Here is an 18,552-nt window from a genome sequence, read left to right as displayed (position 1 = left end):
GATCTCAGCGGGCGGTGGAGAAGGTCAGGTGTTCGACGGGGCCCGACAGCGCCGCTTTGACGGTGACGGTGACCTCGTCGGCCAGTACTTCGGTCTGTCCGGCCTGTAGCCCGTCGAGGATGCGCGTGGCGATGTCCGACGGTGCGGCCTTGGGACGGTCGATGGCCGAGACCATGTCGGTGTCGATGAAACCCGCGTGCACGCCGAGGACCTGGGTGTGCTGGGCGGCAAGTTCGAGTCGCAGCGAGTTGGTCAGTGACCACGCGGCTGCCTTGGAGACGCCGTAGGCGCCGCTCCCAGCCAGCCAGGACAGTACCGAATGCATATTCACCAATGCCCCGCCACCGTTGGCGGCCAGGATGGGCGCGAAGGCGCGGGTCACCCGCAGTGGGCCGAAGACGTTCACGTCGAACGTCTCGGTGACCTCGGCGAGATCGCCGGTGAGCAATGCCGCGGGTAACAGGGTGCCCGCGTTGTTGAACACGATCTCGGCGTCGGCGGCGATCCGGGCGAGAGCGGCGACCGACTCGGTCGAGCGCACATCGAGTTCGGCGGTGACCACCCGCGGCCTGTCGTCGGAATAGGCGGTCCGCGCGGTCGAGTACACCTTGCGCGCCCCGCGGGCCAGCAGTTCGTCGACCAGGGCCGCGCCGAGGCCGCGTCGGCCTCCGGTCACTACGGCCACTTTGTCCGCTACGGAAACCACAGCACACCTCCATCTGAGTAACGATGTCGTTAGTTAGATGCAACCACGATCCAGCTGGATAACGCAAGCGTTAGTTACAATGGGGAGGTGGTGATGGAGTTCGAGGAGCGATTGCGTGACCGGGATGCCTGGTCGGCCGGTGACGGCTGCTCCGCGCAGCGGGTGCTGAACCTGCTCGGCACCAAGACCGTGCTTCTCGTGGTTCGCGAATGCTTCTACGGCACAACCAGATTCGAAGATTTCGCGGCCCGTGTCGGCACCTCCGCGCCCGCGGTGTCACGAGCGCTCAAACAGCTCGAAGTCGCAGGTGTCCTCACGCGCGTCCCCTACCGGGAACCGGGCAGCCGTGCCCGCGACGAGTACCACCTCACCGACGCGGGTGAGGACCTGCTGCCGGTATTCCTCTCGCTGATGCAGTGGGGAGACAAATACCTGCAGAACGGCCGCCCGCCGCTGTCGTTCATCGACAGCGACACCGGTCAACCCGTGCGCGTGCGTGTCACCGCGGATGCGCGGCCGGAAAAGTCCTCCGACGGAATCCGCATCACCGTGAACCCGGCCTGGCGCCGTGGCCGAGATGCCGACTCGGATCGGTGAACCGGGCCGACGAGTGAATTACTCTCTGTCGGAGTCGGTCTCGTATCGCGGTTGGGAAGTCGTCGAAATCGTCGGGGTGGATGTTGTGCCCGGTACCCGCCACGACACGCACGATGTGCCCGCGCGAGATCAACGCGGCTACCGATTCGGGTCCGACGGCCGGCAGTTCACAGACCAGGCACTCACGCACCCGCAGGTGGGCAGCGCTTCCTGGTGAAACGGAAGCTCGGGTGAGTCGATCTCCGAGGGAAGCGTTCGGAAAAGCCGATACCAAGGCGTCTTCCCTGTGATCGTGCGACGCGCACCCCAGGATGAGGGGATGACACCGACGCTGCGCGACCGGCGCTGGACCGTGCACCGCCACATCCCGGTCCCGCCGGATCTGGTGTGGCAACTGCTCACCGATCTCACGGCCTGGCCGCGGTGGGGTCCCACCGTCAGTGCCGCTACCTTCGACGACGACGACGCTGCGCTGACCGCGGGTACGCGCGGCGCCGTGAAGACCTTGTTCGGGGTGAGTCTGCCGTTCGTCATCACCGACTTCGTCCCGGGACGCCGCTGGGCGTGGACAGTTGCCGGAATCCCCGCCACCGTCCACGAAGTCGAACCGGCCGAGGACGGATGCCGGGCGTCGATGTCGGCACCGCTGTGGGCACCGGCCTACGTGCCCGTACTCGAGATCGCCCTTGCCCGCATCGACCGTATGGCCCGGCACAGACATCAGGCATCGCGCTTGCGAGAACCGCCCGATGAATAGACAGCTCGAGGATTGCCGTGAATGCGTCTCGACGAATTCGGTTGCGCCAGTGCCTACCCCACCCCCAGCCGCATGACAAGAGAATTCGACCGCCCGGTCCGCCGACACCACCGACATCGAAGTGGGAATCACCCACCGACAGCCCCGTGAAGGGTCGCCGATCCGGTCGACATCCGAAGCCGGATCGCACCCGACCCGGCGAGCGCCCGATCAGCGCGAAAGGCACCTCGGCGCGGGGATCCGGCCGCCGTGTCGCGGTATCGGCGTTCGCTGCCGGCACCCCACAGTTCCTCCACGCACCCCGCAAGTGCCCGGCAACAACCTGACCCATCACATTCGTGCGGATCTCCTTGCCGTCTCACGAACCCTGGGCACGCAGCAATCCGATGGCGGTCACGCGCACCTTCCTGCACTCTCGTTGTCATGGGTGAGTTCGATGCATTGATCGGCCTCGAGGTCGAACAGGTATGGGTCTGGTCGTCGCTGCGCTTGATGTTCGACCTCGGTCCACCCGGGGAGTTGGGAATTTTCGTCGACCTGACCGACTTTCGATTCACCGACGAGGCAGGCGGCGAATCCGACGTCCGGGTCGAAGACGATCCGCTCTCTGCGGGTCCGGTCCTCGGCCTCCTGCGCCGTCGAGTCACCGATGTACAGATTCGGGACTGGGAACTGACCATCGGCTTCGACAACGGCGCACGCGCCGTATGCCGCCCACACCCACGGTATGAGGCATGGGCCGTCAGCCTTCCCGATGCGGCGTGGTACTTCTGCCCGCTCGGCGGCGGACCGGACAGCCCGGCGTGACTCACTGTCGTCTGACGCCTCGCCGTGGTGTCGATCGACAGTTACGAGTGCCACCTCAGTCCACTACCAGCAGCTTCTGTCGCCGGAGGGGCCGAGGCCGTCACCGACCCGTCCGCTCCGATATGAGCGGCACCACCTCTCGGTCTGGATCGAGCACACATACCCGCGGGCCGCGAGCGCTGCCCGCGTCCCGGCTACGCTGAGAGGGGTGTTTCTCCTCTTCGGATACGGCCGCAAGCAGAAGCCCCTCGGCCCGGGCGGGACCCGGACCTGCCCGCGTTGCCACAACACCACGCAGTGGACCCGGCTGTGCGAGTACACCCAGCTCACGATCTTCCTCATCCCGGTGCTGCGCTGGGGCCGCAAGCAGTTCGAGTCCTGCGGGATCTGTGGCGCCGCCATCGCCGTCTGAAGCACCCGGATCGGCGGCGGCACCGGCGGAAGGGTAGCGGAATCGGCGAGTGGGACATCGTGGCGACTTCAGGACTCGACCATGCCGCCGATCCGTAACCCCATACTTTCTGGCTACACTCCTGCACTACGCCGACGACCGTTCGCGGTCCGACTCGATCCGCCTATCAGAGTTACCTGAGTAGAGGGGTTCGACGAATGAAGTTCGGAAAGACGACCGCTGCTGTTCTCGTGACAGCCTCGGCCATGGCCGTCACGATGGCGACCGCCCAGGCGGGACCCGCCGCGTCGAACGAAACAGGCCGGGAAGCAACAATTTCGGGCGTCGACAACGGGATCGGCTACCGGATCACCGTTTCGCCGGTGGACGAGGTCGTCACCGCCACCGTGGAGAACGGCAGCTTCGAACTCGCGGGTAACGGCGCGGTGATGCTCGAGACGGGCGACGGAGCGGCGGTCCTGGAAGTGCCGCGGTCGTACTCGGCCGACGGCCGCTCGATCACGATGGCGCACCACATCGCCGCCGACGGCCGTACCTTGACGCTGACGCCGCCCGTGGAAGGTGTCGCGCAAGCGAAAGACATCAGCTCCTACGACCGACTCGTGGAGCAGATCAACAAGAACATGCCCGGTGTCGTCGGCGGCGCCATCGTGGGTGGCCTTCTCGGAGCATGTCTGGTCCTGATCTGGGGCGTCAGCATCCCCGTGGGTGTGCTGGTCGGCGGAACCGTCGGCGGTTCGATCATGGGCGGTCCGGAGTTCTTCAACGCTGTACAGGCGTTCGTCACCGGTCAGCCCTGACCAACCGTCTGTCGCCGCCTCGGGAGGCAGTGCGGCCTGCGTGGATGGGCGGAATCCCCTCCACGACAATGCTTCCGACGCCCCTGTCACGATGCCCGCGGCGAGGGCTGGACGGTGAACCACAAGAAGGTCCAACGCTCGATTATCGCCGACCGACTCATCGACGAACTCGACCGCGGTGCCTCGATGAACATGCGCCTGCACACCGGGCCGCGCAGGTGCGGCCACCACCGGCCCACCGAATCGGCCACCGCGCCGTCGTAGTCGCCGCGTACCGGATGCGGGCACGGATCGATTCCGGCGACGTATGGCACGGATCGCCGTGCGGACGCAGTTCGAGCATGCGGATCGAGGTGGTCGGCGACGACCGACGTCCGGTGTTCGCGCGCCGAGCCGGCCGGGTGAGAAACCGGGCCGGATCCATGTCTCTTGACAAGTTCGGACGATCTGCCGTAAATGTTGAGCGTTCGATTAATCAAGGGTGATCAACCGCGTGGAGATGCCGGTGCGTCGTGTGCCGGTGCGACTCCGTTCATTCTGCCTCCACCGTCGATGGGAACCCTGGTACCGACATGTCCAGATCAGACCACCCTTCCGGGGGCCGTGACACCCGGACGGCTCGCAGCGAGCGGTCTCGCGGCCGACGTGCGCGGCAGAGATCCGGTACCGCCACCGACCGGTCGTGTCGGGATGGTCCGCATCGACGCGTGCGGTGTCGAGGTCGAAGTTTCAGATGCCGGATCCGTACAGGAACGAGTTGACCGATGCTATTGGATGCGACGTCCGACCAGAACTTCTTCCGGTCGACCACCGCGCAATACCTCACCACCCACGTCCCCGTCACCGTGATCCGCGCGTTGCGTGAGCATCCGGATGGATACGACGAGGACTACTGGCGTCGCGGCGCCGACCTGGGCTGGACCTCGTTGCTGGCCGAGGACGACGGCCAAGGCGTCAGCGGACGCCCGCTGGTCGACCTCACCCTGCTCGCCTACGAGTTCGGCCGTCACAGCGCGCCGGGTCCGCTGGTCCCGGTCAACGTCGTCGCGGCCGCCTTGCACGAGACCGCCTCGCATCCGGATGTGCTCGAGGAGTTGCGATCGGGATCGGCGATCGCGACCTGGTGTTACGCGGAACCGCCGCCCCATCACACGCTCGGCGCACACGGCCTGCGCATTCGGGTCGACGGTTCGGATCTGGTGATCGACGGCGTGAAACGTCCGGTCGAATCGGCGCAGTCGGCGCAGTACTTCCTGGTGAGCGGGCAGAGCGAGGACGGGCTCACCCAGGTCTTGGTGCCCGCGCACACGCCGGGGATCTCGGTCACGCCGCTGCGCTCGATCGATCTGGTCCGCCGTTTCGGCACGGTGGTGTTCGACAACGTGCGCGTTCCCGGCGGCGCGGCGGTCGGCGAGCTCGGCGGCGCGGCCGAGCGGATCGAACGCCAACTACAGGTGGCGTTGGTCGTCCAGTGCGCCGAAGCAGTGGGAGCCATGCAGGTCGGTTTCGACATGACGGTGGGGTGGGCCGCCGATCGTTACGCGTTCGGTCGTCCGCTGAATTCCTACCAGGCGTTGAAACACCGTTTCGCGGATATGACGTCGTGGCTGGAAGCCTCGCACGCCATCGCCGACACCGCCGCCGCCGCTGTGGCCGATCGGCGCCCGGACGCGGATTCGCTGGCGAGTGCGGCCCAGGCCTATATCGGTCAACACAGTGTCGAACTGCTCCAGGACTGCGTCCAGTTGCACGGCGGCATCGGGTTGACCTTCGAGCACGATCTGCACCTGTTCCTGCGCCGAGCCACGATGAATCGGATGCTGCACGGCACCCCGTCCGAACATCGTCGGCGGATCGCGAACCGTGTCGTGGAAGAAAGGATTTCGGCATGAGCGACCAGGTCGAGTCCGTCGAGGACTTCCGCACACGCGCGCGGAAATGGATCCGGGCCGAACTCGGAAAGTACCGCGGCGAGACCGCGGCCGGACTGCGCAGCGTGGACAGGGACGCGGAACTGGCGGCCGTGGCCTACGACCGCCGGTTGCAGAACAAGTTCTACGAGGCCGGTTTCGCCGGTATCGCCGTTCCCACCCGGTACGGGGGACAGGGACTGACCGGCGCGCACCAGAAGGCGTTCAACGAGGAACTGCTCGGCTACGAGTATCCCACCCGGTTCCAGGTGCCGACCATGTCGCCGTGCGCGGCGGTGCTGTTGGATTTCGGCACCGAGGAACAGAAGTCGCGCCATATCCCGGCCATCCTGCGCGGGGAGGAGATCTGGATGCAGTTCCTGTCCGAGCCCGGCGGCGGCTCCGATGTGGCAGGTGCTGTCACGACGGCCGTCCGCGACGGCGAGGACTGGATCCTCAACGGCGCCAAGATCTGGACCACCGGCGCTTGGTGGTCGGATTGGGCGCTGTGTCTGGCCCGCACCGATTGGGATGTACCGAAACATCGCGGACTGACGGTGTTCATCCTGCCGATCCATCAACCGGGGATCGAGGTGCACCAGATCGAAATGCTGAACGGCGCCAAGGATTTCTGTCAGGAATTCCTCACCGATGTCCGCGTTCCCGACAGCGATCGGGTCGGCGCGGTGGACGACGGCTGGACGGTCGGGCGACGGTGGATGTTCCACGAGAGGATGGCCGCGAACTCGCCGCACGTCACCCGGGCGGATCGGCCCGCGATCGTCGACACCCCCATGGTGGATGTCGCGCGAGCGGCGGGCAACGTCGACGATCCGGGCGTACGTGAGCTGCTCGGCGAAGCGCATATGCTCGACCTCGTCGGTTCGGCCCTGCAGGATCGACTCACCGTCGGTTTGGCCTCCGGGGTGTTGCCGGACCAATCCGCCGCCATCGGCAGGCTTTTCCACGGTGTCGCGAATGTGCGCCAAGCCACTATCAGAGCCGATATCGCCGGTTGCGCGGCGGCGGCGTGGCCCGAGGACGATGACGCGCTCGTCGGCGCGGGCGAGGCCTTCCTGATGCGTCAGGTCGCCTGCATCGGCGGCGGCACCACCGAGATGGCACGTAACGCCATCAGCGAACGCGTCCTCGGCATGCCGCGCGAGCCGGCCCCCGACGGCAACCTCACCTTTCGTGAGATACCACGCGGAAAGGTCCGCGGTTCCGGCCCGGGGTGAACAAACCTGGCCGGACCTCCGAGCCGAAAGGCCCTGTCGGCACCAGGGTTCGGCTCACGGCGCCTCGTCACGGAAGGTCGGGTTGCCCCGATAGACAGTCGAAGCGACGTCGGCGAATCTCGGAGGTGTCGATGTCGGCTAGCCTCTGGGGCGGGCGCCCCTCCCGAAGGTGATGTCGGCGTGTTCGGTATCCCAGCGGTTGCGGAAGACCACATCGGTGAGGGGGCGCCGACGTACCGGACCGTGTCGCCCGCGCGGCCAGCCGACAACGATGTGCCCGGCCAGAAACCATTCGTCGGGAATGCCGACCGACTCGCGGATAGTCTGGCCGCCCTCGTAAGAAGCCCAGCTCGTCAGACATGCCCCCAGCCCCTGCGCACGCGCGGCCAGGTAGAAGTTCTGTACCGCGGGATAGATCGAACCGCCCTGCAGAAACTCCGAGGAGAAGTCGTTCTTGAACGCGGTGAAGAGCACGGAGGTGTATTCACCCGCACGGTCGTGCAGTTCGTAGGTGGCGCGATTGTTCCGTGCTGCGCGGCTCTGGTCGCTGTCGTCGGGCCTGCTCATCCCGTAGATCGATTCGATCGACCGCAAGGCGATCCGGGCCGCCTGTGCCACCGCGGCCCGCTGTTCGGGCGCGTCGAGGACTACGAATCGCCACAGTTGCGCGTTGGCGCCGTTCGGCGCCCACGTCGCGGCCTGTAGGCAACGCTCGAGCGTCGCGTCGTCGACCGGCTCGTCGGTGAATCGGCGAATCGAACGCGCGGTGGACAACACTTGCCAGATATCGTCACTCGAAGAGGGCATTGCATCGGTGTACTCGACATGGCCGACGATGTCGAGAGCCGCACGTTGTCGTGCGAACTCACGTGACGGATCGGGAATCCGATCGTAAAGCGGTGTGGTAGCCGTAGGCGGTCAGCGCCGAAGTCGGCTTCCAGATTCCTGTGCTGGGGACGGGGTCGTGGCCGGTGAGTCGCGCAACCCTTTTCAAGCGGTAGTCGACGGTGTTGGGGTGGACGCCGAGTCGGGCCGCGGTGCGTTGTCGGTCGAGGTCGTTGCCTATGTGGATTCGTAAGGTGGACAGCAGTTCCCGATAGTGTACGTTTCCCGGTCGAGCAGGCCGCTCGGCGAGGAGGGCTCGGCGCGATCGAGAACGAAGTCGAGAGGCCGCCGATGCCCCGTGCGGCCGACATATCGCGCCGCCGAGTGCCCACGGAGACGTAGGCAGATCTCAGGCTTTCACGTCGGGATCGCGTAGCGCGGTGAGGGATCGGATGAACGGTTGTGTCAGTGCGAGGAATTCCTGTGGTGCCGAGGAGAAGACGACGTGGCCGGTGGGCAGTTCGTGCAGTCTCGATTGTGTGATCGCTCGGTGGGTACGGCGTCCGACCCGAGTCGGGATGGCGGTGTCGCGGGTGCCCCATACGATGAGGGTGGGGGCGGTGATCCGATCGGCCCGGTCCCGCAGGTCGAAGGTCTTGTCGTTGAAACTGCGCCAGAGCGCTGCGGCGACGGCGGTGCCGGCGGGGGTTCGCGCCGCGGCGGTGGCGCGCTCGATGATCGCTTCGTCGGCCGGTCCGGCTGCTTTCATATAGCTGCGGATGAACAACGGCATGACACGGCGCGTGATCCGCGGTGTTCCCAGCGCGGCGCAGAAGGCGTGGACGAACGGATTTCGTGGAATGAAGCCGCCGGTGTTGACCAGCACCAGTCCTGCCACGCGATCCGGACGTTCGATGGCCAGTTTCGCCGCGGCGTATCCACCCACCGAATTTCCCACGAAGACGGCTCGTCGTAGATCCAGACCGGTGACGAACTCGTCGAGCGTATCGGCCAGCAGCGCCGCCGAAAGGGTTGCCGTGGGCGCGGATTCGCCGTGGCCGGGCCAGTCCAGGGCGATCACCCTGTTCTTCCGTGCGAGTGCGGGGATGATCGGCGCGAAGTCTCGTCGGTCGTGCAGGGTGGCGTGCAGCAGTACGACCGGGTCACCGGAGCCGAGGTCGTCGTAGGCCACATCGCCTGTCGCCGTCGCGAATTTCCTGGTCACCATTGCGATTCCTCCTGATGGACGCCCGCCGTCGTACGCTATGACCGACCGGTCGGTCATAGCGTACGACGGGGTCGCGGCGTCGATCAAGGGAGGTTTCGCCGCTTTGCGGGGGATTCAGCGACTCGTCCGCGAGCGGCGTTGGTAGAGGGCGGATTACGTCCAGCAGAACGGCTCGGGCTCAGCGTTGCCCCGCTCGTCGGGGCCGTCGCGGGTGCGGGTCATAACGGCCGTGGAGATCTGCTGGTTCCCGGGACGGCTGGGTCTCCGGCATCTCACCCACGCACCCGGCGGGACGGGGTTCAGGTGTTGGTCGCGTGGGGTGCGGGGTGCGCGGCAATCCACGCGGTGTGGGCGTCTGCGCGGGTGGGGTAGGTGGTGAAGACGCGGTCCAATCCGATGAGGGTCAGCACCCGGGCCAGGTGCGCGGGTACCGCGGCGAGGGCGAACTCGGCGTCACTGTCGGTGGCGCGGTGGCTGGCGGCGATGAGAGCGGAGATGCCGCTGGAATCACAGAGCCGCAGCCCGGCCAGGTCGACGAGCAGCAGCTGCCCGCGCGATAGTGGCACTTCCTGGATCGCGGCGAAGGCGGTGTGGGCGGTGTGGGCGTCGAGTTCGCCGGTGAAGGCGAGCACCGGTCCCGCCGTGGTGGTGTGGCTGGCAGCGGCGAATTCGGTGCTCACGGTCGTGGGCCTTCGGTCGGTGGGATACTCAGGGCGAGCAGGGCGGTATCGTCGTCGACTCCGTCGCCGAACGCGGTGAGCAGATCGGTGAGGTCCGCGATCAGTGTCGACGCGTCCACCGGCCCGAGGGCGGCGATGTGGTGACGGAGTTGTTCCTCGCTGAAGCGTTCCCGCCCGCCGGTGCGGGCCTCGGTGAGTCCGTCGGTGTAGAACAACAGACTATCGCCCGGTAGTAGCTGCACCTCGACGGTGACGAAGGTCGCGGTGGGGAACGCGCCGACGAGCATCCCGCCCGGCGCCTCGATCAGGCTGGTGGCGCCGTCGGCACGGATCAATACCGCGGGGGTGTGCCCACCGGTCGCCAGGGTGAGCCCGAACCCGGTGTCGGTGGGGGTGAGGGAGCCGTAGACGACGGTGCAGAAGCGGGGCTCGTCACGCCGATACCTGTGGTGCAGCACGGTATTGAGGTTGTCGAGCACCGAGATCGGATCAGGGTCGTACACCGCGGCCGCGCGCAGGGTGTAGCGGGTCAGGGAGGTGACCGCGGCGGCGGTGGCGCCTTTGCCGGAGACATCGCCGAGGAAGAATCCCCAGGCGTCGCCGCGCAGGGGGAACAGGTCGTAGAAGTCGCCGCCGACCTCGTCGGCGGAGGCGGGGTGGTAGTAGGCGGCGATCCGCATGCCCGGTACTCGAGGAAGTTGCGGGGGTAGCAGGCTGCGTTGCAGGGTGGTCGCGAGTTTCTGGACCCGGTCGCGTTCGCGATCGGCGGCTTCGCGGGCGTCTTCGGCGTCTCGGCGGGCGCGCAGGAGTTCTTGTTCGTAGGCTCGCCGGTCGGTGGCGTCGAAGACGGTGGTGCGGATCAGTTGCGCGGTGCCGTCCGGGCCGGTCTTGACCACCGAGGTCGCCAGCACCGGGAGCCGAGATCCGTTGGCGCCCCGCAGCTCCAGGGCCACACCACCCACTTCACCGTGCATGGCCAGCATCGGGGCGAGATGGGTCTCGTAATACATACGCCCGCCCACGGTGAGCAGGTCGGTGACGCGTCGGCGCCCGACGAGTTCTGCACGCCGGTAGCCCAACCAGTCCAGCAGGGTGGTGTTGATCTTGGCGATGGTGCCGTCCATCAGGGTGGACAGGTACCCACAGGGAGCGTTCTCGTAGAGGTCTTCGGCGCTGTCCTCGAGCAACGCGGAGAACGCCGGGTTGGTGTCGGTGCCCTCGGGTCGGGGCTCGTCCCCGCAGGATCCGCCCCCACCTCCGGTGAGGTCACCGGTCGGCGACATCATCACGAGCGCGCGAACGCCGCGATCGCGGCCGCGGTGGCCTGCGGGGCGCTCAACTGTGGGCAGTGTCCGATCGCATCGAGGGTGACCAGCGCACTGCCGGGGATCTGGGCGCGTACGAACGCACCGACCCCGGGTGGGGCGATCGCGTCCTGTGCGGTCTGGATCACCAGGGTCGGCACGCCGACATCGGGCAGGTCGGCGCGGTTGTCGGACAGGAACGTCGCTTGGGCGAAGACCCGGGCGATCACCGGATCGGTGCGGCAGAAACTGGCGGTCAACTCCTCACCCAGCTCGGGACGCTCCGGGTTGCCCATGATCACCGGCGCCATCGACGCCGACCAGCCCAGATAGTTCGAATCCAGCGATTCGAGCAGTTCCTCGATATCGGCGCGGCTGAATCCGCCCCGGTAGTCGCCGTCGTCGATGTAGCGCGGCGACGGGGTGAGCAGGACGAGTTTCGCGAACCGCTTCGGGGCCTGGTTGACGGCCAGGACCGCGATCATCGCCGAGACCGAATGCCCGACCAGCACCACCTCACGCAGATCCAGCTCGTCGCAGATCTCGACGAGGTCCTCGGCATACCCGGTCAGGGAGCTGTAGCGCTCGGGCGTCCACGCCGACAGAGCCGATTTCCCGGCGCCGACGTGGTCGAACAGCACCACCCGAAACTCTCGCGCCAGTTCCGGGGCCACGAGTCGCCACAGGTTCTGATCGCAGCCGAAACCGTGCGCGAGCAGTAACGTCGGCCCGTCGTCGACACCGGTGACGACCACGTTGTTCCTGCCCCGCACGCTCATCGACCTCATACTGCCACGTCCGGGGACGACGCCCCGTCAGCTGTCGGGGACCGCGCAACGGATCGACGCTGCGCAGCGTGGGCGGACTGACACCGCTCTGACCTGCGGGTTCGGTCCCGTGAATATCGGTGTCGGCACCGAATAGCGGGCGGTCGATGGCCTGCCGTCCGAGGGTTTCGCGCCCTCGGCCTGCTCGAGGCCAGGCTCGGGCGTTCTCGGATTTCGACGCCGGTGGGCCCCGGCGCACTGTGCGCCGGGGCCCATGAACCTACGAAAGGGATTCAGGTTTTGCTCTGTCCGCCGACCGTACGGATCGGCGGCGAACAAGGCGCCCGATCCTCGGGCACGGAAGAGTCGAGTAACTGATGCAGTAAGCCACCTCCCTGATCGAACCAGCATATGTCTGCGGGGTTTTCCACGTCTCCTCCGGCGGGCCGGCCGAGTGCACCGGATTCTCTTCTCCGCCGGAGGAGACGGTCGAACTTTGCTTCTTCCGGGCAGTTCACCTGCCCGGCCATTCGGCCTTCTGCTCTGCAACGACAGCGACTTTAACCCCCTCCCGCCACAATGTCTACTCTTGCCGCTACAGATTTTTTTCGGCTACTGTGCGCGTTTATCTTCGGGAGTGCTCGGGTACTTCCGGCTCGATCCACGGGAAGGACGCCGATCGATGCGGTACGGACAGCGACAGAGTTCGTGGCACGGTAGGCCCGTGCTCGGCGGGATCGGAGGGCTCGCCCCGGGGTGGTCGCCGTGACGGTCCGCGTGCGTCCGATCGTCATCCTGCTCGTCGAGGACGACCCGGGTGACGAGTTGATGACCCTGGAGGCGTTCGCGGACAACACCCACGCCAGCACCGTGCATGTGGTGCGCGACGGTGAGCAGGCCCTGAACTTCCTGTTCCGCCGTGGCGAGTACAGCCGGGCGCCGCGTCCGGACCTGGTACTGCTGGATCTGAACCTGCCCAAATACGATGGCCGCCAAGTTCTGGCCCGGATCCGGGCCGATGAGGACCTGGCGGATCTTCCGGTGATCATCTTGACCACATCTTCGGCCGAGGACGACATCATCGGCAGCTACCGACTCTTCGCCAACGCCTACGTCACCAAACCGGTTGACCTGGATCATTTCACCGACGCCATCAACCAGATCGACACCTTCTTCACCCGCACCGTGCGCCTGCCCTCACACACCTGAGCCGGGCGATACCGACAACACGGCCGCCCGCGTCGAGCGCCGCGAGCACGAGCACTTCGAGCGGTAGCGCCAGGACATCGTGGCCGTGCGACAAGGCCAACCGGCGGGAGTGTGGGTCCGGGCGTAAGCCCGGGCCCACACTCGAAATGATCACCGCCCATCATCGAGAATCGCCACAGCTACGTCGCGAGCGGTGGAAGGGCCCTCGACTACCGGCCGGGAACGAATGGCGGTCGGCGGAGGTCAAGGTCGTTCATGCCTGGATGTGGTCGTGTTTGTCGGTGAAATCCAGGTAGCGGGGAATGATCTGTTCGGGGTTGGACCACAGTAGGTCGTGTCCGACTCCCGGGTAGATCTCCACCGTGACCGACGGGATGTGTTCGCGGGCAGGGGCTGCCGCGCGTTCGATGTCGTTGACGACTGTCTCGGCGCCGAAGAAGACCAGGGTCGGGGCAGTGATGGCGGCCAGCTGTTCGGCGGTGAACGGACGGTCCCACGGCATGCCCGGCCGGAACTCGAGCGTGGCCATCGCCAGGGCGAATTCCTCGTCGTCGAGCTCGAAGCCGGGCATCGCCCACTTGTTGAATTTGCGCATCCGTTCCGGCGTGGGTCGCATGCCGGCCTTCAGTATTTTGAGCAGGAGACCCACCCGCGGTTTGACGAAGGTGCCCGCGCTCGGTTCGAACATGGTCAGACTCGCCAGCCGGTCGCTGCGGTGCACCGCGACCGCACCCGCCAGCCATGCCCCCAGGGAGTTTCCGGCCAGATGGGCACGGTCGACGCCGAGTCCGTCGAGCATCTGCGCGATCCACGACGCGATGTCCTCGGTGTCGCGCACTGGCGCGGTCTGTACGCAGTGTCCCGCCCATCCGATGACGTCGGGTGTGTAGACGACGCGCTCACGGGACAGTTCGGCGATGAACCGCCACCACACCTGACCGTTTCCTCCGATGCCCGGCAGCAGCACGATCGGCGCGCCCGCGCCGTTTCCGGACCGGCGCACTCGTGTTTTTCCGAACGATGTCTCGACGTCGATCCGGGTCGAGGGCACCGGCCACTTGGCGGCGACGGCGTCGTAGGTGCGCAGGAAGGTCGCTTTGGCTCCCTCGTTGGTGAATCGTCCGATCTTCGGCATGAACATCCCCTTCGTCCCTTTTGTTGATATGAACATACCATATACATGGTATGGGCGTACCATCCAGGCGGGAGTGTTTCGTCGAGAGGAAGGTGTGGGTCGCGTGCCACGACTGGTCGACCATGAAGTGCGCCGCCGTCAGATCACCGATGCCGTGCGCCGAGTCATCGTCGACGGCGGACTGGAAGCGGTGACCTTTCACACCGTCGCCGCCGAGGCGGGGATCTCGATACGGTTGGTGCAGTACTACTTCGGAACCAAGAACGAGTTCCTGCTGGCGACCCACCGTTCGGTCATGCAGGACACCGGCGCCCGATTCACGCAACGGTGGAGCGCACTGGGCGCGGACGCCACACCCCGTGAAGCGATCCGCGCGGTGTTGACCGAACTGCTGCCCCTGGACGAGCAACGCCGCGAAGAAGCCATCGTGCTCGGTGCTTTCGGCACTGCCGCGATCACCGGCCGCAGCGTCACCGCCGAAGAGACCTTCGTCGCACCCGACGCCCTGGTCGCGATCCTCACCGATCATCTCCGCCGTGCCCGACGACCCGACGGATCAGGCCCTCGCGCACCCGAGCTCGATGCCGAACTCGTCCTCATGACCATCGGCGGACTCGCCCAGGCCATGCTCCAGGGATACAGCACCACGCAAGCCGGGCTCGAACTCCTCGATCATCTCCTCGGTTACGTGCTGGGCGCGCCCACCTCGGATGTCGACTCGACCCGCCCGGCGCCTGACTGAGCGTCGGCTCCGCGACGCCGTATCGGTAGGCGGCCCGAGGATCGATTCCACGACAGCAAGGGGGGCTGGAAGCGCCGCCCGTTCGCGGATCGGGGCCGTGCGCTCGCCACTCAGCTGGAAGCGACTGCTTTCTCGTAGGCGTGCAGTGTCGTGATGACCAGGGCGCGTTGCTCGGTGGTCAGTGGCCCCAGCGCGGCGCGCCATCCCCGATCCGCGCCGCCGAGCCAGCCCGCCACCGCCGTTCGATGCGAGTCGGCGATCGCGACGACGGTTCGTCGCCGGTCGTCGGTGTCGGTCCGGCGGTCCAGCACTCCTTGGCGTGCGAGGTCGCCGACCATCAGGCTCACGGTCGTCGGCGCCACTTCCAGACGACGTGCCAGCTCGTTCACCGTGAGCGGCCCGTCGAGCAGGACGTAGGTCAGCAACGACAGGTGTCGTGGTGCCAGGTCGAACGAGCGCAACGCTTCGGGCACCGGCAGGCGTTTGGCGCGCGCGACCAGCCGGGGCATGAGCAGCACCATCGCTCGCACGCTTTCGTCCAGGGATAGACCGTGCTCCGTTGACATAACCTTCTCCCGGAAATACCTTTGCTTACAAAGTTATATTTGGTGGACAACGACCGATGGTCCCACGCGGACGGGCGGTCACATCCCTCGTGGAGAAGAGTCGATGAACAATCCAGCTACGCGCCTGCGGGCACTGACCATAGGCTTACATCCCCGCGCCCTGGACTACAGCCGGTTCCCCGACCTGGACGAGGAACAGCTCACCGCCAGGGTCGCCGCCGCCAACGCCGCGCTGCGGAACGCCGAATTCGATGTCACGACGTGCCTGGTCGACTCGTCGCCAGACCGGGCCGAAGCCGAGATCCGCGAGCTGCTGGCGAACCGGTCCTTCGACCTGGTCATGGTAGGTGGGGCGGTGCGTGCCGTCCCCGAGCACACCCTGCTGTTCGAACGCATCGTCAACGTCGTCGTCGATACCGCGCCGCGAATCAGGTTCTGCTTCAACACCTCGCCCGAGACCAGCCTCGACGCGCTCCGCCGAGCAGCCGCGATCGCCTGAGTTCGCGCCGCGCAAGGGATACCTCGGTATCGGATCGAGGTACCGCCGGGGAGTGATGTGCTCGTGGATGGCTCGTCGACTTCCTGCGTCCTGAAATCGGTGAACTCGCGGCTTTGTCGACCGAGGACTTCGGGCAGAAGGGGTCCGGTGAGTACACCGTCACCGACCTCTACGATCTGGCTCGGCTGGTCGAGCGCCGCCTCGAAGACCATGACTCCGCCGGTCAGCACAGGCTCGGCCACCATGGAAGAGCTGAGCTATTTCCTCGACCTCACCCTGCGCAGCACGAAACCGGTTGTGGTGACCGGTGCGATGCGACCTTGGACCGCGATCGGGAGCGACGGACCGGTCAACCTGTACAACGCGATTCGCCTGGCAGCGAGCAACCGGACCACCTGTTTCGGCACTGTCATCACCCTCAACGACCAGATCCTGCCCGCCCGCGACGCCACGAAAACCGACTCGACCCGCGTGAACACCTTCACCACCCGCGAATACGGCGACCTCGGCACCATCGACCAGGCCGGTATCCGCCTGCAACGCGCGCCCGCTCGTGTCCGACACTGTGACGATCCCGCCCGCTGGACAACGCCGTTCGACCTGACCACGATCAACAACGGCGCCCTCCCTCGCGTCGACATCGTCCACAGCTACCTCGGCGCTCCTGCCGAGCCCATCACCGCCGCCGTCGACTCGGGCGTCGAGGGCATCGTCTTCGCGGGCACGCCCTCGCCGGACCAGGCGACCGCCGCGAGGGCGGCCGAGGGTGTCGCCATGGTGGCCACCAACGCCTACGGCTCCGGCGCGATCACCGTCGACCCGAAGATGGGCGTCGTCAGCGGCGGCGACCTCGCTCCCAGGAAAGCACGCGTGCTACTCCTGCTGGCATTGGCCAGGACTACCGACCACGATCAGATCGTGGCCTGGTTCCGTGATTACGGCAACCAACAGTTCTGAGGCGGCGGTCGGCGACCGCTCGGGGTGCACGGGTTCGGCCTACGCGCTTTCGTGGTCCGCCGGGGCCAGGGTGTACATCCACCAGTGACGGCGGGGGAAGTCGAATTTGAGTGAGGAGGTGTACATTTCGCGGATCCGGCCGGTGTCCGGGTCGTTGATGAGGATGGTCGGCCTCGGAATGTCCTGTGGCGTGACCTCGGTGCTCCACAGTTCTTCCCATTCCGGTGCTGCCGCACAGGCTCGGGCAATCTGTTCGATGCGTTCATCGGGGACGAGCCCCGGACCCATCATGCGTAGGACGTAGACGAGGAGGTGGGTCTGCCTGCGCCACTGCGGAAGTATTCGTCGCGCCGTCGGGTCGAGCATCGACCATTCGATGATGTTGACCCCGGGCTCCAAACCGGGGAACCAGCGCGTCCATGCCTGATTGACCGCGAGCACGTCGAAGGTGGGTTGGGACTGGAAACAGGCAGGGTAGGTGAACCCGTTGAGCACGGCCAAGTCGGCGGGGTTCACCGCGTCGGCGTCGCTGCTGAGCGAGGAGTTCATGCGCGGGGGGAGGCTGAGGCCGATGATGTGGTCGCGCATGGGTGGGGGAACCTCGAGGACCTCGAACAGTGGGGCGAGCGCGTCGAGTGTCGCGGGCCGTGAACCCTGCTCGATCTTCTGGATCAACCCCACGGACAGGCCTGCTCGCCTACTGAGGTTCGCGCGTGTCAGCCCGGCGGCTTCTCGGCGTTCCCGAAGATAGTCCGCGATCGAACCATCCATGCCCACCACCTGTTCCGTATCTCACCGAAACGCCATGGTAAGCCCACCATCTCGATGGTGCGACTTCGCCCACGAGAGCAGGGACGTCGGGTGGCAGTGGCAGCGGATTGTTCTTTCGGTCGTGGCAGGCGAGGGAAAGGACGGTGTCGCAGAAATCAGTTCGTCTGCCTCGGAGCGGTCCACCGGTGATGGGGGCGACAGGCCGGGGGCCGCGGTCGACCGGTCGTCGGATCGGGCCGTGGTGGCCGATCCCGGCGGGTGCGCCGCCGCGTGTGAGTCGATCGGTGATCGATCCAGGCGATGCACTCGGCACAGAGGGTGCCGTCGGCTTCCGCGGGCGTGGTGAAACAGAAAGCGCAAGTGGGCCGGAGATCGTCGTCGTTGATTTGCGTGACTTCGCGCATGCTTTCCTATCGCTGGTCGATCCGAGACCGAAAGTCGAGAACAAGAAGCAAAGGAGTCACCCACCGCGAGATTCATGCAGTCCGTCTCTGTGAGTTCCGCGGCGGGAGGATGGATTCGATTGTCGAGATGTTCGTGTTCCCCCGGGGAACTCGCGGTGACGTGCATTACCGGCGACTAGACCGGGAGCAGGCCCCCCGGGTGTGTCGGCTATCAGAATTGTTCGACGACCGCCTTCGT

Annotated in this window: 22 protein-coding genes; 12 read left to right on the top strand and 10 right to left on the bottom strand. The window is 66.4% G+C overall.

All coding sequences use genetic code 11. The features are described from left to right. Nucleotides 1-4: 4 nt before the first annotated feature. Nucleotides 5-706, bottom strand: a complete 702-nt coding sequence (locus tag DAT37_RS36360; protein WP_109529484.1) for an SDR family oxidoreductase — start codon at nt 704-706, stop codon at nt 5-7. Between the two features lie 93 nt (nt 707-799). On the opposite strand from DAT37_RS36360, the gene DAT37_RS36355 reads away from it, so the two are divergent. The 8 genes from DAT37_RS36355 (at nt 800) to DAT37_RS36320 (ending at nt 7,227) form a co-directional block, all read left to right on the top strand. Further along, on the top strand, nt 800-1,303 hold the full coding sequence (locus DAT37_RS36355; RefSeq protein WP_109529483.1) for a winged helix-turn-helix transcriptional regulator: 504 nt from the start codon (nt 800-802) through the stop codon (nt 1,301-1,303). A 319-nt stretch (nt 1,304-1,622) separates the two neighbouring features. Continuing rightward, on the top strand, nt 1,623-2,060 hold the full coding sequence (locus tag DAT37_RS36345) for an SRPBCC family protein (protein WP_109529544.1): 438 nt from the start codon (nt 1,623-1,625) through the stop codon (nt 2,058-2,060). Nucleotides 2,061-2,483: 423 nt separating this feature from the next. Next, nucleotides 2,484-2,867 (top strand): DUF6188 family protein, encoded by a 384-nt coding sequence (locus DAT37_RS36340; RefSeq protein ID WP_109529481.1) that lies wholly within the window; start codon nt 2,484-2,486, stop codon nt 2,865-2,867. A 208-nt stretch (nt 2,868-3,075) separates the two neighbouring features. Continuing rightward, the gene (locus tag DAT37_RS36335) at nt 3,076-3,279 is read left to right on the top strand and encodes a zinc-ribbon domain-containing protein (protein ID WP_109529480.1); all 204 of its coding nucleotides are present in this window, start codon (nt 3,076-3,078) and stop codon (nt 3,277-3,279) included. Nucleotides 3,280-3,476: 197 nt separating this feature from the next. After that, nucleotides 3,477-4,079: a hypothetical protein gene (locus DAT37_RS36330; RefSeq protein ID WP_109529479.1), complete on the top strand. Its 603-nt coding sequence runs from the start codon at nt 3,477-3,479 to the stop codon at nt 4,077-4,079. A 114-nt stretch (nt 4,080-4,193) separates the two neighbouring features. Further along, nucleotides 4,194-4,343: a hypothetical protein gene (locus tag DAT37_RS44510; protein ID WP_157978874.1), complete on the top strand. Its 150-nt coding sequence runs from the start codon at nt 4,194-4,196 to the stop codon at nt 4,341-4,343. Between the two features lie 500 nt (nt 4,344-4,843). After that, a complete protein-coding gene (locus DAT37_RS36325) occupies nt 4,844-5,971 on the top strand; it encodes an acyl-CoA dehydrogenase family protein (RefSeq protein WP_109529478.1) in 1,128 nt (375 codons plus the stop codon). Then, a complete protein-coding gene (locus DAT37_RS36320; protein ID WP_109529477.1) occupies nt 5,968-7,227 on the top strand; it encodes an acyl-CoA dehydrogenase family protein in 1,260 nt (419 codons plus the stop codon). Before DAT37_RS36325 ends, DAT37_RS36320 begins: the two co-directional genes overlap by 4 nt. Before the next feature lie 138 nt (nt 7,228-7,365). Here DAT37_RS36320 and DAT37_RS36315 read toward each other — a convergent pair whose 3' ends face one another. From DAT37_RS36315 to DAT37_RS36290, 6 genes are all read right to left on the bottom strand, one after another. After that, nucleotides 7,366-8,034, bottom strand: a complete 669-nt coding sequence (locus DAT37_RS36315) for a nitroreductase family protein (protein WP_109529476.1) — start codon at nt 8,032-8,034, stop codon at nt 7,366-7,368. 58 nt (nt 8,035-8,092) lie between these two features. Then, a complete protein-coding gene (locus DAT37_RS45845) occupies nt 8,093-8,314 on the bottom strand; it encodes a helix-turn-helix domain-containing protein (protein WP_269814829.1) in 222 nt (73 codons plus the stop codon). A gap of 147 nt (nt 8,315-8,461) precedes the next feature. Further along, nucleotides 8,462-9,280, bottom strand: a complete 819-nt coding sequence (locus DAT37_RS36305) for an alpha/beta fold hydrolase (protein ID WP_109529474.1) — start codon at nt 9,278-9,280, stop codon at nt 8,462-8,464. Nucleotides 9,281-9,579: 299 nt separating this feature from the next. Beyond that, nucleotides 9,580-9,960 carry an STAS domain-containing protein gene (locus DAT37_RS36300; protein WP_109529473.1) on the bottom strand — a complete coding sequence of 127 codons (381 nt, stop codon included), beginning with the start codon at nt 9,958-9,960 and terminating at the stop codon, nt 9,580-9,582. Beyond that, on the bottom strand, nt 9,957-11,246 hold the full coding sequence (locus tag DAT37_RS36295; RefSeq protein WP_109529472.1) for a PP2C family protein-serine/threonine phosphatase: 1,290 nt from the start codon (nt 11,244-11,246) through the stop codon (nt 9,957-9,959). Before DAT37_RS36295 ends, DAT37_RS36300 begins: the two co-directional genes overlap by 4 nt. Beyond that, a complete protein-coding gene (locus tag DAT37_RS36290; RefSeq protein WP_109529471.1) occupies nt 11,246-12,043 on the bottom strand; it encodes an alpha/beta fold hydrolase in 798 nt (265 codons plus the stop codon). Before DAT37_RS36290 ends, DAT37_RS36295 begins: the two co-directional genes overlap by 1 nt. Before the next feature lie 753 nt (nt 12,044-12,796). On the opposite strand from DAT37_RS36290, the gene DAT37_RS36285 reads away from it, so the two are divergent. Then, nucleotides 12,797-13,240, top strand: a complete 444-nt coding sequence (locus DAT37_RS36285) for a response regulator (RefSeq protein ID WP_109529543.1) — start codon at nt 12,797-12,799, stop codon at nt 13,238-13,240. A gap of 253 nt (nt 13,241-13,493) precedes the next feature. On the opposite strand, the gene DAT37_RS36280 is transcribed toward DAT37_RS36285, so the two are convergent. Next, the gene (locus DAT37_RS36280; protein ID WP_157978873.1) at nt 13,494-14,375 is read right to left on the bottom strand and encodes an alpha/beta fold hydrolase; all 882 of its coding nucleotides are present in this window, start codon (nt 14,373-14,375) and stop codon (nt 13,494-13,496) included. A 103-nt stretch (nt 14,376-14,478) separates the two neighbouring features. On the opposite strand from DAT37_RS36280, the gene DAT37_RS36275 reads away from it, so the two are divergent. Further along, nucleotides 14,479-15,117, top strand: coding sequence for a TetR/AcrR family transcriptional regulator (locus DAT37_RS36275; protein ID WP_109529469.1), 639 nt, complete (start codon nt 14,479-14,481; stop codon nt 15,115-15,117). 110 nt (nt 15,118-15,227) lie between these two features. Here the strand turns inward: DAT37_RS36275 and DAT37_RS36270 are convergent, their stop codons facing one another. Next, nucleotides 15,228-15,683, bottom strand: coding sequence for a MarR family transcriptional regulator (locus DAT37_RS36270; RefSeq protein ID WP_109529468.1), 456 nt, complete (start codon nt 15,681-15,683; stop codon nt 15,228-15,230). A 103-nt stretch (nt 15,684-15,786) separates the two neighbouring features. Between DAT37_RS36270 and DAT37_RS36265 the strand changes: the two genes are divergently transcribed. Beyond that, nucleotides 15,787-16,182 carry a hypothetical protein gene (locus DAT37_RS36265; protein ID WP_109529467.1) on the top strand — a complete coding sequence of 132 codons (396 nt, stop codon included), beginning with the start codon at nt 15,787-15,789 and terminating at the stop codon, nt 16,180-16,182. Nucleotides 16,183-16,329: 147 nt separating this feature from the next. Further along, nucleotides 16,330-17,139 (top strand): asparaginase domain-containing protein, encoded by an 810-nt coding sequence (locus DAT37_RS36260; protein ID WP_157978872.1) that lies wholly within the window; start codon nt 16,330-16,332, stop codon nt 17,137-17,139. Between the two features lie 39 nt (nt 17,140-17,178). On the opposite strand, the gene DAT37_RS36255 is transcribed toward DAT37_RS36260, so the two are convergent. Then, nucleotides 17,179-17,910 (bottom strand): helix-turn-helix domain-containing protein, encoded by a 732-nt coding sequence (locus DAT37_RS36255; protein ID WP_109529465.1) that lies wholly within the window; start codon nt 17,908-17,910, stop codon nt 17,179-17,181. Nucleotides 17,911-18,552: the final 642 nt, after the last annotated feature.

It is taken from the genome of Nocardia aurea, from assembly GCF_003123685.1.
GTDB classification, from domain to species: Bacteria; Actinomycetota; Actinomycetes; order Mycobacteriales; family Mycobacteriaceae; genus Nocardia; species Nocardia aurea.
This window is presented reverse-complemented; position numbering and strand designations above follow the sequence as displayed.

Excerpts from the sequence above, each read along its gene's own strand:
- DAT37_RS36355 (WP_109529483.1), top strand. The coding sequence starts at position 800 with ATGGAGTTCGAGGAGCGATTGCGTGACCGGGATGCCTGGTCGGCCGGT.
- DAT37_RS36345 (WP_109529544.1), top strand. The coding sequence starts at position 1,623 with ATGACACCGACGCTGCGCGACCGGCGCTGGACCGTGCACCGCCACATC.
- DAT37_RS36340 (WP_109529481.1), top strand. The coding sequence starts at position 2,484 with ATGGGTGAGTTCGATGCATTGATCGGCCTCGAGGTCGAACAGGTATGG.
- DAT37_RS36330 (WP_109529479.1), top strand. The coding sequence starts at position 3,477 with ATGAAGTTCGGAAAGACGACCGCTGCTGTTCTCGTGACAGCCTCGGCC.
- DAT37_RS36325 (WP_109529478.1), top strand. The coding sequence starts at position 4,844 with ATGCTATTGGATGCGACGTCCGACCAGAACTTCTTCCGGTCGACCACC.
- DAT37_RS36320 (WP_109529477.1), top strand. The coding sequence starts at position 5,968 with ATGAGCGACCAGGTCGAGTCCGTCGAGGACTTCCGCACACGCGCGCGG.
- DAT37_RS36315 (WP_109529476.1), bottom strand. The coding sequence starts at position 8,034 with ATGCCCTCTTCGAGTGACGATATCTGGCAAGTGTTGTCCACCGCGCGT.
- DAT37_RS36305 (WP_109529474.1), bottom strand. The coding sequence starts at position 9,280 with ATGGTGACCAGGAAATTCGCGACGGCGACAGGCGATGTGGCCTACGAC.
- DAT37_RS36295 (WP_109529472.1), bottom strand. The coding sequence starts at position 11,246 with ATGATGTCGCCGACCGGTGACCTCACCGGAGGTGGGGGCGGATCCTGC.
- DAT37_RS36290 (WP_109529471.1), bottom strand. The coding sequence starts at position 12,043 with ATGAGCGTGCGGGGCAGGAACAACGTGGTCGTCACCGGTGTCGACGAC.
- DAT37_RS36280 (WP_157978873.1), bottom strand. The coding sequence starts at position 14,375 with ATGCCGAAGATCGGACGATTCACCAACGAGGGAGCCAAAGCGACCTTC.
- DAT37_RS36270 (WP_109529468.1), bottom strand. The coding sequence starts at position 15,683 with ATGTCAACGGAGCACGGTCTATCCCTGGACGAAAGCGTGCGAGCGATG.
- DAT37_RS36265 (WP_109529467.1), top strand. The coding sequence starts at position 15,787 with ATGAACAATCCAGCTACGCGCCTGCGGGCACTGACCATAGGCTTACAT.
- DAT37_RS36255 (WP_109529465.1), bottom strand. The coding sequence starts at position 17,910 with ATGGATGGTTCGATCGCGGACTATCTTCGGGAACGCCGAGAAGCCGCC.